Origin of the sequence: Streptomyces sp. Ag109_O5-10, assembly GCF_900105755.1 — a bacterium.
GTDB lineage: Bacteria > Actinomycetota > Actinomycetes > Streptomycetales > Streptomycetaceae > Streptomyces.
Window position 1 is genome coordinate 5,148,651 of record NZ_FNTQ01000001.1, and the last position, 17,666, is coordinate 5,166,316.

Here is a 17,666-nt window from a genome sequence, read left to right on the forward strand (position 1 = left end):
GCCCTCACCCGGGGCCCCTGACCGCCGCGCGTTGTCAACAACGCGGTGGGACACGGCGATTCGGGGGATGCGGCCGGGCGAACACCGAGTACGCCCACGCCTACGGCGAACCGGCCGTCAGGCTCCATCGCCGCCGCCTTCCTGCGCCGCCTCACCGACCAGGGTGGCAAGGACATCCCGCGCGAGTACGGCAACCGCCCCTGCTCGGAGACCCGCTACCCGCGGGTGTGCCGGCCGACATGAGCGGTGGCCTGCGCTACCGTCGTCCCGACGGGGTAATCCAAGTCGTCAAGGGCAACGCAGCGGCCCCGGAGGGGACTTCGTGGGTATCGAGAGCGATCAGGTCGTCTACGAGTATCTGAGCCGCGTCGGGGACATCGCGCACCAGCGCCAGTTGTCGTCGGCCGAGCGGATGCGGCTGGTCTCCGGCCTGCGCAACGACATCGACCGGCAGCGGGCCAAGGCGACCGTCGACAGCCCGGCCGCGGTACGGCGCATCCTGGACCGGCTGGGCACGCCCGACGAGGTCGTCGAGGCGGCGGGCGGTACGGGTACGACGGCGGCCGGCGCACCGCAACCGCCGCCGGGCACGGTCCCCGTCCAGCGGGACGCGGGGCCTTCGGTACCGGCCGAGGACCTGCGGCGCGTCGTACCGCGCCCGCGGCCCGCGAAGCCGGACGGCGGCGGCACGACGGCGCCGCCGGACTGGTGGCGGGTGGACAGCAGCCCGTTCGGGGACGGGGACGCGGAGGGGGTGCCGGGGTTCGTCGGCGGGGTGGAGATCCCGGAGCTGCTCAGCGGGCCGCGGCTGCGGAAGCCGGAGCCGGCGGAGGAGCCGGCCGAGCCGGAGGCGGCCCCGGTGGTGGCGGAGGCCGCGCCGCCGTCCGCGCGGCGCCGGTTCCGGCCCGCGGTCGGCTGGAGCAACCCCCTCCTCCTGCTCGCCGCCGCCGCGCTCGTGGTGGGCGCGGTCCTCGGCAACTGGTTCGCCCTCCTCCTCGGCTGGGCCATCGCCTACGGCTCCCGCCGGCTCACCCCCGCGGAGACGAAGCTGGCGGTGATGTGGGTCCCCGGGCTGTCCGTGGCGGCCGGTCTGGTCTGGCTCTGGGGCCGCAGCGCAGGCCGCTGGGGCGCACCGATCGCCCAGGGGCAGATGAGCGGTGCGGTGGGGGAGACATGGCCGTGGGTGGTACGGGGCGCTGCGCTGGCCTCGGCCGCTTACGTGGTGTGGCGGTCGCAGAGGTCGCGGTAGGAGGTGGGGCGGCCTGTTGCCGGGCGGCTGCGGGCCGGTGGGGGCTGGTCGCGCAGTTCCTCGCGCCCCTCACGGGGCGCTTTCCAGCCGTGTGCTTGAAGTCCCGGCCGCGGGCATTCGTGCCGCTGGGGCCCCGGGTGGGCGTGGGCGGCACCCGGCCGGCGCCGGTGAGCGTCCCCACATCCGGCCCCAGCCCCCGCCCTGCACAATGACCCGTATGACTCCTCGCCCCCTCACCGTCGGCTTCGATCTCGACATGACGCTCATCGACTCCCGGCCCGGCATCCACGCCACCTACGTGGCGCTCGCCGAGCGGACCGGGACGTTCATCGATGCCGATCTGGCGGTGACCCGGCTGGGGCCGCCGCTCGCGGAGGAGCTGGTGCACTGGTTCCCGGCCGAGCGCATCGCGGAGGTGGGTGACCTGTACCGGGCGATGTATCCGGAGACCGCCATCGTGGCGACGCCCGCCATGCCGGGTGCGCGGGAGGCGATCGCGGCGGTGCGGGAGGCCGGCGGCAAGAGCGTGGTGGTCACCGCGAAGTACGAGCCCAACGCGAAGCTGCACCTCAGCCACCTCGGCATAGTCCCCGACGCGGTCGTCGGCGGCCTGTGGGCCGAGCAGAAGGCGGTGGCGCTGCGCGAGCACGCCGCGGGCGCGTACGTCGGCGACCACGTCGGAGACGTACGCGGGGCACGCAAGGCGGGAGCCCTGTCGGTGGCGGTGGCCACCGGGCCCTGTGACGCCGAGGAGCTGCGCGCGGCCGGCGCCGACGTGGTGCTCGCCGACCTCACCGAGCTGCCCGCGTGGCTGGCCCGCTACCGCGAGGACGGCTACCGCGAGGACGGTTACCGGGAGGACGCCTCCCGCGCCTGACGGCGGCCGGCCGCGACCGACTGGAGCACTCCGGCGGCCGCGACCAGGAAGCCGACGCCCATGAGCATGCTCAGCAGGTACATGTACGTCGGAAAAGGCTTCGCACCGAGGAACAGCGGTATCACGGTGACGAGTGTGGCCACCGTACCGATGAAGAAGACCACGGCTCCGGCACGGACCAGTCGGTCACCGGGCCCGGCGGAATTCGCTTGGGTTTTGTCACGCACTCGACCAGGGTAGTTCCCTGCCCGAAGGAACAACCGGGCGACGTCTTGTCACGCGCCCGAAGACCATTAGCCTTGGTACCGGCGGGTCGTGGTCGACCCGCCCGAGTGCTATCAAGGCCCGTTCCAGAGCTGTTGCATTCAGAAGTTTTCCGAGCAGTTTCCGACGAGATACGAGGACGAGGACAGACGTGCCTACCGGCAAGGTCAAGTGGTTCAACAGTGAGAAGGGCTTCGGCTTTCTCTCCCGCGACGACGGCGGTGACGTCTTCGTCCATTCCTCGGTTCTCCCCGACGGCGTCGATGCTCTCAAGCCGGGCCAGCGCGTGGAGTTCGGTGTCGTCGCCGGTCAGCGCGGTGACCAGGCGTTGTCCGTGGTCCTGCTCGACCCCACCCCGTCGGTCGCCGCCGCCCAGCGGAAGAAGCCGGACGAGCTGGCCTCGATCGTGCAGGACCTGACGACCCTGCTCGAAAACATCACGCCGATGCTGGAGCGCGGCCGTTACCCGGACAAGGCCGCCGGCGCGAAGATCGCCGGGCTGCTGCGCGCGGTCGCGGACCAGCTTGACGTGTAGCCGGGAAGCCGGGTGGCCGCGCAAGCGGCATATGCCTCTCGGAAGCGGGTAAGTCCCGTGCTTTTTTTCAGGGGAAATCGAGTGCGTGCGGGCCGAGGGGCGGGACGAGTCCCTCGGCCGCCGCGCGGGTGAGCAGTCCGCGCACCGCCGCGTAACCGTCCTCGCCGAGTTCCGAGGTGAACTCGTTGACGTAGAGCCCGATGTGCTGGTCGGCGACGGCCGGGTCCATCTCCTGGGCGTGTGCCATGACATAGGGCCGGGAGGCCTCGGGGTCGTCCCAGGCCGCGTGAACGGACGTACGGATCGAGTCGGCGAGGCGGGTGAGCGCCTCGGCACCCAGCGAGCGCTTGGCGATGATCGCGCCCAGCGGGATCGGCAGGCCCGTCGTGTTCTCCCAGTGCTCGCCCATGTCCGCGAGCTTGTGCAGGCCGTAGTTCTGGTAGGTGAAGCGTGCCTCGTGGATCACGAGCCCCGCGTCGACCTTTCCGTCCCGCACGGCCGGCATGATCTCGTGGAAGGGCATGACCACGATCTCGCCGACACCGCCGGGGAGCGTGTCCGCGGCCCAGAGCCGGAACAGCAGGTACGCCGTCGACTTCTCGCTCGGCACGGCGACCGTGCGGCCGGTGAGGTCCGCCCCGGCCTCCCGGGTCAGCACCAGCGGCCCGCAGCCCCGCCCCAGCGCGCCCCCGCAGGGCAGCAGGGTGTACGTGTCGAGGACGTACGGCAGTACGGCGTACGACACCTTCAGCGCGTCCGACTCGCCGCGCTCGGCCATGCCGTTGGTGATGTCGATGTCCGCGAAGGTCACGTCGAGCGCGGGCGCGCCCGGGATCCGGCCGTGGGCGAGGGCGTCGAAGACGAAGGTGTCGTTCGGGCAGGGCGAGTACGCGATCTGCAGGGGCTCACTGGTCATGCTGGTTCCAACTCTCCAGGGCGGGCACGAGCTTCCCGAAGGCCTCGGTCAGGGCGGCCAGGGCGTCGTCGATGCGCCAGGCGGCGCGGTCGCGGGGGCCGACGGGGTTGGAGACCGCGCGCAGCTCCAGCACGGGCACGCCGTGCGCGGCGGCCGCCTCGGCGACGCCGAAGCCCTCCATGGCCTCGGCGAGGGCGCCCGGGTGCCGGGTCCGCAGTGCGGCCGCGCGGGCGCCGGTTCCGGTCATCGTGGAGACGGTGAGTACCGCTCCCGGGCGGGCTCCGGTCGCCCTGGCTGTCACTCGTACGAGTGAATTTGGCGGATGGTGGCTGACGGTCCCGAAACCCAGTTCGGTGACCGGGAGGAATCCGTCGGCCGTCTCGGCGCCCAGATCGGCCGCGGTGATCTCGTCCGCGACGACCAGGGAGCCGACGGGGGCCTCCGGCTGGAAACCGCCGGCGATCCCGGCGGAGACGACCAGCGCGTAGGGGCGGTCGTCGAGCGCGGCCGCGGTGAGGGCGGTCGCGGTGCCGGCGGCGGCGAGGGCAGAACCCACGCCGGCGGCGAGCAGGTCGTACCCGTCGGCCGTGCGCAGCAGCGTCGCGGCAGGCAGCCGTACCTCCTCCGCCGTACCGTCCGGGAACGCCCTTGCCACCGCGTCCCGTTCGGCCGGGACCGCGGTGGCCACGAGGATGCGCACGGCGGACGTGGTCAGGCGTCCTTCTTGAGCTTGAAGGACCACAGACCCAGCACCGACTTGTCGCCCTCCTTGATGGAGACCAGGGTCGAGCTGCCGGAGGCGCCGTACTGGGCGTTGAAGAACACGCTGCCCGGGATGGTGCGGTAGGTCTTGGTGCTGGAGTCGGTGAGCGCCTGACCGTTCAGCAGGATCGTCCAGCCGTTGTCCGCGATCTTCGGGTCGACGCCGAACCGGACCGTGTCGTCCGGGTCCACCTTGATGGATTTGATCCCGGTGTCCTTCAGGCACTTCGTGAGGGAGGCCGTGTCCAGGGCCTTGCCGTCGTTGTAGCAGCTGGCCTCGGAGTTGACCGAGGACGTACCGACCGTGATCGTGGCGATCGGCGTCGGCTTGTCACAGGCAGACAGGACGAGCAGTCCGGCGGAAACGGCGCCGGCGGCGGCGACGACGCGGCGGCGTCGCGAGCGGGAGTGCAGCGTGGTCATGGCCGAAGGCTATCGGGCGGTCCGGGCCGTCTCCCCATGTGGGGTACGGCGTGCCCGGTTCGTTACGCCACTCGCGGGCGGGGGTGGGTGCCGTGCCGGGCGGAGCCGATCAGGCCGCGCAGGGTGGCCAGCCAGCCGACCGCCACGATCGCGGCCGCCACCACCAGCCCCAGGGTGCCGTTCAGCGGCATCACGATGCCCACCGCGCCGCCGAACACCCAGGCCACCTGGAGCAGCGTCTCCGAGCGGGCGAACGCGGACGTGCGCACCAGTTCCGGCACGTCCCGCTGGATCAGCGCGTCCAGGGAGAGCTTGGCCAGCGCCTGCCCGAAACCGGCCGTCGCCGCCAGCACCGCCACCAGAAGAGCGCCGAAGAACAGCGCCGCGACGATCGCCGTGCCCAGCACCAGGGCCACCGCCGCCACGATGATGATCTCCGGCGCCCGGGAGCGCAGCCACGACCCCACCGCTGTACCGAGCGCGTTGCCCGCCCCCGCCGAGACCCCCACGATCCCGAGCGACACCGCGGCGCTCTCGCCGGTCAGCGGGTGCTCGCGGAGCAGGAACGCCAGGAAGAAGATCAGGAAGCCGGAGAGGCAGCGCAGGGCCGCGTTGGCGCCCAGGGCGTGGGTGACGGCGGGGCCGACCGTCCGCAGCCCCGGCCGCCGCGTCTCCTTGCGGAGCGGGCCGTGCAGATGCTCCTCGTCGGCGGCGAGCAGCGCCACGTCCTCGCCCTTGGCCGAGTCGACCTTGGGTGGCAGCGAGAAGGAGAGAAAAGTTCCCGCCACGAAGATCACGAAGGCCCCGTAGAGCGGCCACGGGTCGCCGATCGCGTGCAGCCCGGCCCCGACCGGGGCCGCCACCCCGGTGGCGAGCAATCCGGCCAGGGTGACCCGTGAGTTGGCCTTCACCAGCGAGAACCGGGGCGGCAGGAGTCTGGGCACCACGGCACTGCGCACCACGCCGTACGCCTTCGACGCGACCAGCACCCCGAGTGCGGCCGGATACAGCTCCAGGCCGCCGCCGGCCACCGCGCCCGCGATGATCAGCGCGAGCAGCGCCCGGGCGAGCATCGCACCGGCCATCGCGGCGCGCCGCCCGTGCGGCAGCCGGTCGAGCAGGGGGCCGATGACCGGGGCGAGGACGGTGAAGGGCGCCATGGTGATGGCGAGGTAGAGCGCGACGCGGCCGCGGGCCTCGTCGGTGGGCACCGAGAAGAACACGGTGGAGGCGAGAGCGACGGTGATCATGACATCGCCGGCGCCGTTGACCGCATGCAGTTCGATCAGTTTTCCGAGCCCGGACTCGCCGGCGCCGTGCGCGTGGGTGGCCTTGCGGATGGAGCGGGCGGTACCGGTCACCGGAAGGTGCAGGGCACGCCCGACCGAGCGGACGGCACCGCGCATCCGGCCCGCACCGCTACCGACCCCGACAGCGCGTTGGGGTGACCTCGCGGTTGCCACGTGCTTCATAGTGCCCTGAGAGTGCTGTTCCTAGTGCACTTTGTGGCCAAGCGAGTCGGAAGGGGCCGGGCGCGGCGCCCGGTCAGGGGCGCGGGGAACAGCGCGAGCAACCCCCACCCACCCGCACACTCCCCACGACCCCGGAACCCACCCCGTCGGCTCTCCCCCTCCCCGCTCGCACGCCGGACTGTCCCCCACCACCGGCGACGGGGTAGCGTGCGTATCTCAGCCATAAAGCAGAATGGATGGCATAGGTGCGCCCGAGCGCGATCGGACGCGGACGTCGATGCGGCCCACAGGTCCGCTCCGTCCGCCCCACCGCCGGAGGCAACCGCACTCGTGAGACGGCGTAGGAGAGAAGCGATACCTGTGAGCGCAGCGACAACGCGAAGCCGCACCCCCGACCGTCTGTGCGCCGAGGCCGTCGACCTCGCCCGTGGAGCCGCGGAGGAGGCCGCCGCACCCGGGGTGGTCGGCGAGCACACCGGAGCGGTGGCCGAGGGCGATCGCGTGGTCACGCACTTCTTCGAGTGCAAGGAGCTGGGGTACCGCGGCTGGCGCTGGGCGGTGACGGTGGCCCGCGCCTCCCGCGCCAAGCTCGTCACCCTGGACGAGGTGGTCCTCCTCCCCGGCCCCGACGCCCTCCTCGCCCCCGAGTGGGTGCCGTGGAGCGACCGGCTGCGCCCCGGTGACATGGGCCCCGGCGACCTGCTGCCCACCGAGGCCGAGGACCTCCGGCTGGAGCCCGGCTACACCGGCGAGGACGAGCCGGAGCCGAACTCCCCGATCTCCGAGGAGATGGAGGAGCTGGTGGAGGCGGAGGACGCCGAGGTCACCGCGGGCACGCCCGCGCACCTGCCGACGGTCCCCTCCCGCGGCACGATCGCCGCGGTCGCCGAGGAACTCGGCATGCGCCGCGCCCGGGTCCTGTCCCGCTACGGCCTGCACATCGCGGCCGACCGTTGGGAGGAGGCGTTCGGCGCCAAGACCCCCATGGCCCAGGCCGCCCCCGCGACCTGCGTGAGCTGCGGCTTCCTCAGCCCCATCGGCGGCTCCCTCGGCCAGGCCTTCGGCGTCTGCGCCAACGAGTTCTCCCCGGCCGACGGCCGTGTCGTCTCCCTCTCCTACGGCTGCGGCGGCCACTCCGAGGCCGCGGTCATGCCGAAGACCCCCCAGCCGGCCCCACCGGTCGTCGATGAGACCAGAGTCGACCCCTTCCCCCTCCGCCCCGCCCCCGACTCCGGTTCGGTACCGGCAACGGAGGACGAGACGTCGGCGGAACTGGGCCACTCGTAGCCACGAGCCGACGCGCCCGGCCCGGGCGACCCCCGTCCGTGTGAGGGGACCCGGCCGGGCGACGGCGGGGTCCAGGTTCCGACCACCAGGGATCCGGCCGGGTTCGTCGCCCGGCCGGCCCCGGTACCTCCCCCCCACGGGGCGACCTGTACCAGCTGCGGTGCCCCGTGGAGCCGGTGGACCCGGAGAGGCCCGACGTCCCGGTCGCCACGCGCCAGAAGCTCCCGGTCAAGGTCGGCGGCCTCCAGCCGACGCTTCCCCGGTGAAGCGGTACCTTCGTGCTCACGTCGACGAGGAGAGACAACGTGAGCAAGTTCGTGCGGCCCGCAGCCGAGGGTGCCGACCCGTTCGGGACCGCTCGTCTGCGGCGAGGTGTCCTCGACGCCTGGGCCACCAGCCCCGCCCGGTTCCGGGAGGACGCCAACGCCGAGGAGGACCTGGTCCTCGGCGGGTACCGGGACCGGCTCGTCGTGGAGCTCGCGCAGAACGCGGCCGACGCGGCCGCGCGGGCCGGGGTGCCCGGCCGGCTCCGGCTCACCCTCCGCGACGGCGTCCTGTTCGCCGCCAACACCGGTGCTCCGCTGGACGCGGCCGGCGTCGAGTCCCTCTCCACCCTGCGCGCCTCCGCGAAGCGGGGGGACGCCGAGGGCGCGGTGGGGCGGTTCGGCGTCGGGTTCGCCGCCGTGCTGGCCGTGACCGACGAACCCGCGGTCGTGGGCCGGCACGGCGGGGTCCGCTGGTCGCTCGCCGAGGGGCGGGAACTGGCCGAGGAGACCGCCCGGCACAGTCCGGGGCTGGGGGACGAGATCCGCCGGCGGGACGGTCATGTGCCGCTGCTCCGGCTGCCGTTCGCCGCCGAGGGCACCGCCCCCGATCCGTACGACACGGTCGTGATCCTGCCGCTGCGGGACACCGCCGCCGCCGACCTCGCCGAGCGCCTCCTCGACGCCGTGGACGACGCCCTGCTCCTCGCCCTCCCCGGGCTCGAGGAGGTCGTGATCGAGAACGCCGACACCACCCGCACCCTGCGCCGCAGCACCGACGGCGCGCTCACCGTCGTATCGGACTCGCGGGAGGGCACCACCCGCTGGCGTACCGTCTCCGCGCACGGCCCGCTCACCCCCGACCTGCTCGCCGACCGGTCGGTCGAGGAGCGGCTGCGCCCGCACTGGTCGCTGACCTGGGCCGTGCCCACGGACGGCCAGGGCGCCCCCGACCGGCCGCGCACCGCCCCCGTCGTACACGCCCCGACCCCCAGCGACGAACAGCTCGGCGTGCCCGCCCTGCTCATCGCCTCCTTCCCCCTCGACACCACCCGCCGGCACGCCGCGCCCGGCCCGCTCACCGACTTCCTGGTGCAGCGCGCGGCCGACGCGTACGCCGAACTCCTCGCCGACTGGCGGCCGGTGGGGGAGGGGATCATCCACCTGGTGCCCGGCCCGCTCGGCAAGGGCGAGCTGGACGGCGCGCTGCGCCAGGCGATCCTGGAGCGGCTGCCGCGCACCGCGTTCCTGCCGCCCGCCGTGGCGAGCGACGACGCCGACCTCCCGGAGGCGCTGCGGCCGCGTGACGCCGAGATCGTGGAGGGGGCCGGAGCGGAGACCGTCCGGGTGCTCGCCGAGGTGCTGCCCACGCTCCTGCCCGCCGGTCTCGAACGCCGCGTCGAGCTGCGCACCCTCTCAGTCGCCCGGCTGCCGCTCGCCGACGCCGTCGACCGCCTGGCCGGACTGGAGAAGGACCCGGACTGGTGGTGGCGGCTCTACGACAGCCTCGCGGGCGTCGACCCGGACCGGCTGTCCGGGCTGCCGGTGCCCTTGGCGGACGGCAGGACCACCATCGGTCCCCGGCAGGTCCTGCTCCCCACCCCGGACGCGGCCGCCGTCGACCCCGAGGTGCTGGCCCGGCTCGGCCTCAAGGTCGCCCACCGGGACGCCGCCCACCCGCTCCTGGAGAAACTGGGCGCCCTGCCCGCGAGCCCCCGCGCGGTCCTCACCACCCCGCAGGTGCGGGCCGCGGTCGCGGCCTCACTGGACGACGAGGGGGGCGCGCTCTGGGAGGAGGACGCCCCGGACGCCGAGGAGCTGGCGGACACGGTGCTCGCGCTGGTCCGGGACGCCGGTCTCGACCCCGGTGACGAGCCCTGGCTGGGCGCGCTCGCACTCCCCGACGAGGACGGCGAGCCGGCCCCGGCCGGTGAACTGGTCTTCCCCGGCAGCCCGTTCGCCCGGGTGATCAGGGAGGGCGAACTGGCCTCGGTGGACGCCGAGTTGGCCGAGAAGTGGGGCGAGGGGCCGCTGGCCGCCTGCGGGGTGCTCGCGAACTTCGCGCTCGTCCGCGCCACCGACGTCGTCCTGGACCCCGACGAACTGGAGCCCCGTGAGGGCGACTTCGCGGAACCCGACGACGCGGGCCTGCTCGACGCCGTCGACGTCTGGTGCGAGGACATCCTCGACCGCTACCCGGACGCCTCCGTCCCGCCGGTCGCCACCGAGCTGATCGCCGTCCGCGACCTCGACCTCGTCGACGAGGACCACTGGCCCGAGGCCCTCGCCCTGCTGGCCCAGCCGCCGCTGCGCGACGCCCTCACCCAGCCGGTCCGCATCCTGCTGCCCGACGGCACGCACGAGGTCGTACGGCCGTACACCGCGTGGTGGCTGCGCGGGCACCCGGTCCTCGACGGCCGCCGCCCGGCCGGGCTGCTCTCGGCCGGCGGCGACCCGCTGCTGCGCGGCCTCTACGAGGAGGCCGACGCGACCGGCTTCGAGGACGAGCAGGTGCTGCGGGCACTGGGCGTACGGACCTCGGTGGCCGCCCTCCTGGACGAGCCGGGCGGCGCCGCCGAACTCCTCGACCGGCTCGCCGACCCGGACCGCTCCGTCTCCGGCGCCCAACTGCACGCGCTGTACGGCGCGCTGGCCGACCTGGACCCGGAGCAGGTGACGCTCCCCGACGAGCTGCGGGCGGTGACCGACGGCCGGGTGGAGGTCGTGGACGCGGCGGACGCGGTGGTCGTGGACTCGCCCGACCTCCTGCCGTTCACGGCCGGTGTCCCGCTGCTGCCCGTCCGCCCGTCCCGGGCCGCCGAGCTGGCCGAGCTGTTCCAGGTGCGGAGGCTGAGCGAGTCGGTGACGGGGTCGGTCGACTCGGAGGGCACGGAGCACGACGTCCCCGAGCCGGTGCACGTCCTGCTCGGCCCGCGCACCCCGCGGACGTACGTCGAGCACGAGGAACTGGTCGTCGACGGCGTCGAGATCGACTGGCGCCTCACCGGCGACGGCGTCCTGCACGCCGCGACCCTGGAGGGCGTGGCGGCCGGTCTGGCCTGGGCGGCAGGTCAGTGGCCGCGCCGCTTCGAGGTGGCGGCCCTCCTGGAGGACCCGTCCCGGACGGAGGAGCTGGCGCGGGACCGCTGGTTCGACTGATCTTCACGAGCCGAACACAATTTTCGAATAGCAGCACCACGAGTAATCCCAAGGAGACGTAATCCGGTCGCAAAAGAAAAAAATCTGACCGGATTGCGTCTCGCTCGTACAACCTTGTTCGCCCCTCGTGGATCTGATCACCCGAGTCAACAGACTCCCTAGATCCTTGGGCCTCGCGCCCACTGTTCCCACTGGGGAATTCATGCGCATTCGTGCCACTGTGGCGGCCGTCTCCGGCGCCCTGGCCCTCTCCGCGTTCGTCGCCCCGGCCGCGCACGCCGCCGGCAGCACCACGCTGGACATCACCTTCTCCAACATGACGGTCAACTCCGGCAAGGCGATCGTCGTGCCCGCCACGGGCACCGTGAAGGTCCCGGTCACCTACAAGGTGACCCACGCCGCGAGCCTGAGCACCAGCGACTTCTACGCCGTCCCGGTCATCTACCACGGCACCTCGATCAAGACCTCCGAGTACGGCGTCGCCCCCGACACGGACCCGACCTGCACGAACACCTCGTCCACCGTCCAGAGCTGCAAGGTCACCCTCAACGTGAGCCGCGCCGACCTGGTCAACAGCATCGCCGGCACGTGGCAGAAGGGCGGCATCGCCTTCGACAAGGACGGCAACCCGACCTTCCAGGACGCCATGGGCAAGGTCCTGGTCCAGCGCCAGTCCAAGCTGACGGTCAACGCCGCCCCCGAGCCGGTCAAGAAGGGCAAGACCGTCACGGTCACCGGCTCCCTGACCCGCGCCAACTGGGAAACCGGCAAGTACGCCGGCTACGGCAGCCAGTCGGTGAAGCTGCAGTTCCGCAAGAAGGGCTCCAGCACCTACACCACCCTGAAGACCATCAAGACGTCCTCCACGGGCGCCCTGAAGACCACGACCACCGCGACGGTCGACGGCTACTACCGCTACTCCTTCGCCGGCACCACCACGACCCCGGCGGTCAGCGCCGCGGGCGACTACGTCGACGTGCAGTAGTTGCAGCGCCCCTTCAGGGGCGCGGGGAACTGCGCGACCAGCCCCCACCGGGCCCGCGCAGTCCCCTCCGACCGCATCACACCGGGAACCTCCGCCCCACCCACTTCCAGAGCAGCTCCAGCACAGCCGACCCCACCACGGCCACGCCGACGGCAGTCCACGGCATCGCCACCCCCACCAGCTTCAACGCGAAGAAGCTCTGCAGCGCGGGCACGGCGAGCACGAACACGAAGGCCACGCCCATCGCGGCCACCAGGGCGATCCGCCACCACGTGTACGGGCGGGCGATGATCGCCAGTACCCACATCGAGATCAGGAACAGGGTCAGGGTCGCGGCACTGGTCTCGGCGTCCAGGGACCCCGGCCCCGTGTAGTAGTGGCGGGCGATCAGATACGTCACGAAGGTCGCGACGCCGGCCACCACACCCCCCGGGATCGAGTAACGCATCACCCGGCGCACGAAGTGCGGCTGCGCCCGTTCCCTGTTCGGGGCCAGGGCGAGGAAGAAGGCCGGGATGCCGATGGTCAGGGTGGAGAGCAGGGTCAGGTGCCTCGGCAGGAACGGGTACTCCACCTGCCAGCAGACCACCAGCACCGCGAGCAGCACCGAGTACACCGTCTTGACCAGGAACAGGGTGGCGACCCGGGTGATGTTGCCGATCACCCGCCGCCCCTCGGCCACCACCGAGGGCAGCGTGGCGAAGCTGTTGTTGAGCAGCACGATCTGCGCGACCGCCCGGGTCGCCTCGGAGCCCGAACCCATCGAGACCCCGATGTCGGCGTCCTTGAGGGCGAGTACGTCGTTCACGCCGTCGCCGGTCATCGCGACCGTGTGCCCGCGCGACTGCAACGCCCCCACCATGTCCCGTTTCTGCTGCGGGGTGACCCGCCCGAAGACGGTGCCCGCGTCGAGCGCCTCGGCCATCCCGTCCCGCTCGGCCGGCAGCCGGCGCGCGTCCACCGTCGTACCGCTGAGGCCGAGCTTGGCCGCGACCGCTCCCACCGACACCGCGTTGTCACCGGAGATGACCTTGGCGCGGATGTCCTGGTCGGCGAAGTAGCGGAGGGTGTCGGCGGCGTCCGGGCGGAGCCGCTGCTCCAGGACCACGAGCGCGGTGGCGCGGGCCCCCTGCGACACCTTCGGGTCGTCGAGGTCGCGGTCGGCGCGGGCGAGCAGCAGCACCCGCAGCCCCTGCTCGTTGAGACGCACGGTTTCGGCCAGGGCCGGGTCGTCGGCCCCGAGGAGTACGTCCGGCGCCCCCAGCAGCCAGGTGCTCAGCTCCCCGTCGCCCTCGCTGAAGGTCGCCCCGCTGTACTTGCGGGCCGAGGAGAAGGGCAGCGACTCCACGCACCGCCAGTCATCGCTGTCGGGGTAGGCGTCGACGATCGCCTGGAGGGAGGAGTTGGGACGAGGGTCGGACTCGCCGAGCGAGCCCAGGACCTTGCGTACGTACGTCTCGTCGACCCCGTCCAGCGCCCGCAGCTCGGTGACGTCCATGCCGCCCTCGGTGAGGGTGCCGGTCTTGTCGAGGCAGACGGTGTCGATGCGGGCGAGGCCCTCGATCGCGGGAAGTTCCTGGACCAGGCACTGCTGGCGGCCCAGCCGGATCACGCCGATCGCGAAGGCGACGGAGGTGAGCAGCACCAGGCCCTCGGGGACCATGGGGACGATGCCGCCGACCGTGCGGGCGACGGCGTCCTTGAGACCGTTGTTCTTCACGACCAGCTGGGTGGCGACCAGGCCGATCGCGGCCGGGACCATCATCCAGGTCACGTACTTGAGGATGGTCGAGATACCGGTGCGCAGCTCGGAGTGGACGAGCGTGAACCTGGAGGCCTCCTCGGCGAGCTGGGCGGCGTACGCCTCCCGGCCGACCTTCGTCGCGGAGAACGCGCCCCCGCCGGCCACCACGAAGGAGCCCGACATCACCCGGTCGCCGGGGCGTTTGACGACCGGGTCGGCCTCGCCGGTGAGCAGCGACTCGTCGATCTCCAGGCCGTCGGCCTCCACGCAGGCCCCGTCCACGACGATCTTGTCGCCGGGACCGACCTCTATCAGATCGCCGAGCACGATCTCGCTCGTGCCCACTTCGACGGCGGCTCCGTCCCGGCGCACGGTCGGCCGGGACTCGCCGATCACCGCGAGCGAGTCCAGGGTCTTCTTCGCCCGCCACTCCTGCACGATGCCGATGCCCGTGTTGGCGAGGATCACGAAGCCGAACAGGCTGTCCTGGATCGGCGCCACGACCAGCATGACCAGCCACAGCACACCGATGATCGCGTTGAACCGGGTGAAGACGTTCGCGCGCACGATCTCGCCGAACGAGCGGCTGCTGCGGACCGGTACGTCGTTCACCTGGCCCCGCGCGACCCGCTCCGCGACCTCGGCGGTGGTCAGGCCGGCCGCCCTGCCCGGCGGCACCGGCAGCGGTACGGGATGCACGGGGTCGAGCTCGGCGCCCGCGTCGATGTGCTGCATGCATTCGACGGTACGTGCGGATTTGCGCGTTCACCTGCCGAGTGCCCGGAAGATCCGACCAGGGGAGGATCGAACTCGTGCGCAGGTTGTAGACACCGGTCCTTCTCGCCCACCCACCCGGACCCGCCCGGACCCGCCTGGCGAGTCCCCGGCGGCGCCCCGTAAGGGGCGCGGGGAACTGCGCGACCAGCCACGACGGTGGCACAGTCGGCGGTCAGCGGTCAGCGGTCAGCGGTCGGCGGTCGGCGGTCAGCGGTCAGCGGTCGGCGGTCGGCGGTCGGCGGTCGGCGGTCAGCGGTCAGCGTCGGCGGACCGCGGCACCTCCGGCGGAGCGGCCGGCCCGTCCGTCCTGCCTGCCTCGCGGTGATTCCCTACTCGGCCGGCGCCCGGTGCGCCTTGATCGCCGCGTCCCGTCGCCTCACGTAGTACACGCCGATCAGGCCGAGGCCGCCGCCGGCCAGACAGGTCCAGATCCACCAGGTGTGGCCGTGGTCGGAGTACCAGCCGTAGAAGGGGAGCTGGGCGAGGAAGAGGACGAACCAGATGATCGTGCCGCCGATGATCGTCGGGACGACAGGGCCCTCAAGGGGCTCGGGTGCCTCGTGCTGGGGGGTCCACTTCGCCATGGCGCTCAGCTTACGCACTCGCAAGGTCTACGCGCGGAGATAGCGATCTGGGCATCATATGTTCATACTGAAACCGTTTATGTTTGACCACTTTCGATCGTAGGAAACTCCAATGTCGACCCCGGCTTCCACTCAGGCCCCCGCCCCCGAACAGCCGGGTGCGACCCCCGCGTACGGCGCGCTGGATCGTTACTTCAAGATCTCCGAGCGGGGCAGCACCCTGGCCCGCGAGGTGCGCGGCGGCTTCGCCACGTTCTTCGCGATGGCGTACATCATCGTGCTGAACCCGATCATTCTCGGCAGCGCGAAGGACATGTACGGCCATCAGCTCGACCACGGTCAGCTGGTCACCGCCACGGTCATCACCGCGGCCTTCACGACGCTGCTGATGGGCGTCATCGGCAACGTCCCCATCGCGCTCGCCGCCGGCCTCGGCGTGAACTCCGTCGTGGCGCTCCAGCTGGCCCCCCGGATGTCCTGGCCGGACGCCATGGGCATGGTGGTGCTGGCCGGCATCGTCGTGATGCTGCTGGTTGCCAGCGGTCTGCGCGAGCGCGTGATGAACGCCGTCCCCTACAGCCTGCGCAAGGCGATCTCGATCGGTATCGGCCTGTTCATCATGCTGATCGGTCTGGTGGACTCCGGCTTCGTCACCCGTATCCCGGACGTCGCCCAGACCACCGTCCCGCTCCAGCTCGGCGCCGACGGTCACCTCAACGGCTGGCCGGTGCTCGTCTTCGTGCTCGGCGTCCTGCTCACCCTCGCGCTGATCGTCCGCAAGGTGTCCGGCGCGATCCTGATCTCGATCGTCGCGATGACCGTGCTGGCGCTGATCATCAACGCCGTGGCGCACGTGACCACCTGGGGTCTGACCGTCCCGACCTGGCCCGGCAACCCCGTCGCCTCCCCGGACTTCGGCCTGATCGGCAAGGTCAGCCTCTTCGGCGGCTTCGGCAAGGTCGGCGTGCTGACCGGCATCCTGTTCGTCTTCACCGTCCTGCTGTCCTGCTTCTTCGACGCCATGGGCACGATCATGGGCGTCAGCGACGAGGCCAAGCTGACCGACGCCCAGGGCTACATGCCGGGCATCAACAAGGTCCTCTTCATCGACGGTGTCGCCGTCGCGGTCGGCGGTGCCAGCTCCTCCTCCGCCACCACCTGCTTCGTCGAGTCGACGGCGGGCGTCGGCGAGGGCGCCCGCACCGGCTTCGCCAACGTCGTCACCGGCGGCCTGTTCGCCGTGGCGCTGTTCCTCACTCCCGTCGCCACGATGGTCCCGTCCCAGGCGGCCACCCCGGCGCTGTTCGCGGTCGGCTTCCTGATCCTGGCCGGCTCGGTCAAGGAGATCGACTGGGCCGACTACACGCTCGCGGTCCCGGCCTTCGTGACCATGGTGATGATGCCGTTCACCTACTCGATCACGAACGGCATCGGCATGGGCTTCATCACCTTCGTGGTGCTGCGCCTGGCCGCCGGCCGGGCCCGGGAGATCCCGGTCGCGATGTACGTCGTCTCGGCGGTATTCGCCTTCTACTACCTGATGCCGGCGCTGGGGCTCACGTGACCTTGACCTGGTCGCCGTAGAACCTCTCCGTCTCCTCGACGGCGGCCGAGAACCGTTCGTCGAAGTCGTCCCGAATGAGCGTCCGGACCACGTAGTCCTGGACGCTCATTCCCCTTTTCGCCGCGTGGCATCGGAGCCGGTCGAGCAGCTCCCCGTCTATCCGCAGGCTGAGCACACTGGTCCCCATGGGTACGAGGGCGCCACATCCGCGCGCCCGATGCGTCACTTTCCGGTTCTGACTCACTCGGAAGGGTGATGAAGAGGTTCAGTGGCCGAGGTCACGGGCATATCGGCGTGTCCGAGTGGTCTTTAGAGAGGGTAATGAGTTACTCTAAAGAACATGCCGGACCTTACCCATGGCGACGATGTGGCCGCCGTGAACTCCCTCCGTTCCGCCGTGATGCGACTCTCGCGACGGCTCAAGCACCAGAGGGTCGACGAGTCATTGAGCCCCACCGAGATGTCGGTGCTGGGCACCCTCTCCAACTGCGGTCAGGCCACCCCCGGTGAGCTGGCCCGCAAGGAGCACGTGCAGCCGCCCTCGATGACCCGCATCGTCGCGCTGCTGGAGGCCAAGGGACTGGTCCGGCTGGAGCCGCACCCGGAGGACCGGCGCCAGAAGGTCGTCACCAAGACCGAACAGGCCGAGACGATGCTCGAAGAGAGCCGTCGCAAGCGCAACGCGTTCCTGGCCGGCTTGGTCGACGGTCTCGACGAGGACGAGTGGGCGAAACTCCGCGCCGCCGCCCCCGTGCTGGAGAAGCTCGCACACCTGTAACAGCCGATAGAAGGAGGAGGCGAATCC

The 17,666-nt window shown here is 71.8% G+C and carries 16 protein-coding genes; 8 read left to right on the top strand and 8 right to left on the bottom strand.

Annotated features, from left to right (window positions below; translation table 11 throughout):
• Nucleotides 1-322 precede the first annotated feature (322 nt).
• Together BLW82_RS23620 and BLW82_RS23625 are read left to right on the top strand one after the other, a co-directional pair.
• Nucleotides 323-1,249 carry a hypothetical protein gene (locus BLW82_RS23620; protein ID WP_093501499.1) on the top strand — a complete coding sequence of 309 codons (927 nt, stop codon included), beginning with the start codon at nucleotides 323-325 and terminating at the stop codon, nucleotides 1,247-1,249.
• Between the two features lie 217 nt (nucleotides 1,250-1,466).
• A complete protein-coding gene (locus BLW82_RS23625) occupies nucleotides 1,467-2,126 on the top strand; it encodes an HAD family hydrolase (protein ID WP_093501500.1) in 660 nt (219 codons plus the stop codon).
• On the opposite strand, the gene BLW82_RS23630 is transcribed toward BLW82_RS23625, so the two are convergent.
• Nucleotides 2,099-2,353 (bottom strand): hypothetical protein, encoded by a 255-nt coding sequence (locus BLW82_RS23630; protein WP_093501502.1) that lies wholly within the window; start codon nucleotides 2,351-2,353, stop codon nucleotides 2,099-2,101. The two genes, BLW82_RS23625 and BLW82_RS23630, sit on opposite strands and share 28 nt — an antisense overlap.
• A gap of 188 nt (nucleotides 2,354-2,541) precedes the next feature.
• Here BLW82_RS23630 and BLW82_RS46065 point away from each other — a divergent pair, with 188 nt between their 5' ends.
• Nucleotides 2,542-2,925, top strand: a complete 384-nt coding sequence (locus BLW82_RS46065; protein ID WP_093501504.1) for a cold-shock protein — start codon at nucleotides 2,542-2,544, stop codon at nucleotides 2,923-2,925.
• 67 nt (nucleotides 2,926-2,992) lie between these two features.
• Here the strand turns inward: BLW82_RS46065 and BLW82_RS23640 are convergent, their stop codons facing one another.
• From BLW82_RS23640 to BLW82_RS23655, 4 genes are all read right to left on the bottom strand, one after another.
• On the bottom strand, nucleotides 2,993-3,841 hold the full coding sequence (locus BLW82_RS23640; RefSeq protein ID WP_093501506.1) for a 1,4-dihydroxy-6-naphtoate synthase: 849 nt from the start codon (nucleotides 3,839-3,841) through the stop codon (nucleotides 2,993-2,995).
• Nucleotides 3,831-4,541, bottom strand: coding sequence for a futalosine hydrolase (locus BLW82_RS23645; protein WP_093501508.1), 711 nt, complete (start codon nucleotides 4,539-4,541; stop codon nucleotides 3,831-3,833). Before BLW82_RS23645 ends, BLW82_RS23640 begins: the two co-directional genes overlap by 11 nt.
• 11 nt (nucleotides 4,542-4,552) lie before the next feature.
• Complete coding sequence (locus BLW82_RS23650) at nucleotides 4,553-5,026, bottom strand: DUF2771 domain-containing protein (RefSeq protein WP_093501510.1); 474 nt, start codon at nucleotides 5,024-5,026, stop codon at nucleotides 4,553-4,555.
• Between the two features lie 62 nt (nucleotides 5,027-5,088).
• On the bottom strand, nucleotides 5,089-6,432 hold the full coding sequence (locus BLW82_RS23655) for an MFS transporter (protein ID WP_093501512.1): 1,344 nt from the start codon (nucleotides 6,430-6,432) through the stop codon (nucleotides 5,089-5,091).
• Nucleotides 6,433-6,858: 426 nt separating this feature from the next.
• Here BLW82_RS23655 and BLW82_RS23660 point away from each other — a divergent pair, with 426 nt between their 5' ends.
• The 3 genes from BLW82_RS23660 (at nucleotide 6,859) to BLW82_RS23670 (ending at nucleotide 12,192) form a co-directional block, all read left to right on the top strand.
• Complete coding sequence (locus tag BLW82_RS23660; protein ID WP_093501514.1) at nucleotides 6,859-7,785, top strand: DUF3027 domain-containing protein; 927 nt, start codon at nucleotides 6,859-6,861, stop codon at nucleotides 7,783-7,785.
• Between the two features lie 305 nt (nucleotides 7,786-8,090).
• A complete protein-coding gene (locus BLW82_RS23665) occupies nucleotides 8,091-11,207 on the top strand; it encodes a sacsin N-terminal ATP-binding-like domain-containing protein (protein ID WP_093501516.1) in 3,117 nt (1,038 codons plus the stop codon).
• A gap of 202 nt (nucleotides 11,208-11,409) precedes the next feature.
• The gene (locus BLW82_RS23670) at nucleotides 11,410-12,192 is read left to right on the top strand and encodes a hypothetical protein (protein ID WP_093501518.1); all 783 of its coding nucleotides are present in this window, start codon (nucleotides 11,410-11,412) and stop codon (nucleotides 12,190-12,192) included.
• A gap of 76 nt (nucleotides 12,193-12,268) precedes the next feature.
• On the opposite strand, the gene BLW82_RS23675 is transcribed toward BLW82_RS23670, so the two are convergent.
• Both BLW82_RS23675 and BLW82_RS23680 read right to left on the bottom strand, forming a co-directional pair.
• A complete protein-coding gene (locus BLW82_RS23675; protein ID WP_093501520.1) occupies nucleotides 12,269-14,671 on the bottom strand; it encodes a cation-translocating P-type ATPase in 2,403 nt (800 codons plus the stop codon).
• 371 nt (nucleotides 14,672-15,042) lie between these two features.
• Nucleotides 15,043-15,297 carry a DUF2530 domain-containing protein gene (locus BLW82_RS23680; RefSeq protein WP_093501522.1) on the bottom strand — a complete coding sequence of 85 codons (255 nt, stop codon included), beginning with the start codon at nucleotides 15,295-15,297 and terminating at the stop codon, nucleotides 15,043-15,045.
• Between the two features lie 112 nt (nucleotides 15,298-15,409).
• Between BLW82_RS23680 and BLW82_RS23685 the strand changes: the two genes are divergently transcribed.
• On the top strand, nucleotides 15,410-16,861 hold the full coding sequence (locus tag BLW82_RS23685; protein ID WP_093501524.1) for an NCS2 family permease: 1,452 nt from the start codon (nucleotides 15,410-15,412) through the stop codon (nucleotides 16,859-16,861).
• On the opposite strand, the gene BLW82_RS23690 is transcribed toward BLW82_RS23685, so the two are convergent.
• On the bottom strand, nucleotides 16,854-17,048 hold the full coding sequence (locus BLW82_RS23690) for a ribbon-helix-helix protein, CopG family (protein ID WP_093501526.1): 195 nt from the start codon (nucleotides 17,046-17,048) through the stop codon (nucleotides 16,854-16,856). The two genes, BLW82_RS23685 and BLW82_RS23690, sit on opposite strands and share 8 nt — an antisense overlap.
• A gap of 153 nt (nucleotides 17,049-17,201) precedes the next feature.
• Here BLW82_RS23690 and BLW82_RS23695 point away from each other — a divergent pair, with 153 nt between their 5' ends.
• Entirely contained in the window at nucleotides 17,202-17,639 is a 438-nt protein-coding gene (locus BLW82_RS23695) for a MarR family winged helix-turn-helix transcriptional regulator (protein WP_093501528.1), read from the top strand.
• Nucleotides 17,640-17,666 lie beyond the last annotated feature (27 nt).

Excerpts from the sequence above, each read along its gene's own strand:
- BLW82_RS23625 (WP_093501500.1), top strand. The coding sequence starts at position 1,467 with ATGACTCCTCGCCCCCTCACCGTCGGCTTCGATCTCGACATGACGCTC.
- BLW82_RS23640 (WP_093501506.1), bottom strand. The coding sequence starts at position 3,841 with ATGACCAGTGAGCCCCTGCAGATCGCGTACTCGCCCTGCCCGAACGAC.
- BLW82_RS23650 (WP_093501510.1), bottom strand. The coding sequence starts at position 5,026 with ATGACCACGCTGCACTCCCGCTCGCGACGCCGCCGCGTCGTCGCCGCC.
- BLW82_RS23655 (WP_093501512.1), bottom strand. The coding sequence starts at position 6,432 with ATGCGCGGTGCCGTCCGCTCGGTCGGGCGTGCCCTGCACCTTCCGGTG.
- BLW82_RS23670 (WP_093501518.1), top strand. The coding sequence starts at position 11,410 with ATGCGCATTCGTGCCACTGTGGCGGCCGTCTCCGGCGCCCTGGCCCTC.
- BLW82_RS23675 (WP_093501520.1), bottom strand. The coding sequence starts at position 14,671 with ATGCAGCACATCGACGCGGGCGCCGAGCTCGACCCCGTGCATCCCGTA.
- BLW82_RS23680 (WP_093501522.1), bottom strand. The coding sequence starts at position 15,297 with ATGGCGAAGTGGACCCCCCAGCACGAGGCACCCGAGCCCCTTGAGGGC.
- BLW82_RS23685 (WP_093501524.1), top strand. The coding sequence starts at position 15,410 with ATGTCGACCCCGGCTTCCACTCAGGCCCCCGCCCCCGAACAGCCGGGT.
- BLW82_RS23690 (WP_093501526.1), bottom strand. The coding sequence starts at position 17,048 with ATGGGGACCAGTGTGCTCAGCCTGCGGATAGACGGGGAGCTGCTCGAC.
- BLW82_RS23695 (WP_093501528.1), top strand. The coding sequence starts at position 17,202 with ATGCCGGACCTTACCCATGGCGACGATGTGGCCGCCGTGAACTCCCTC.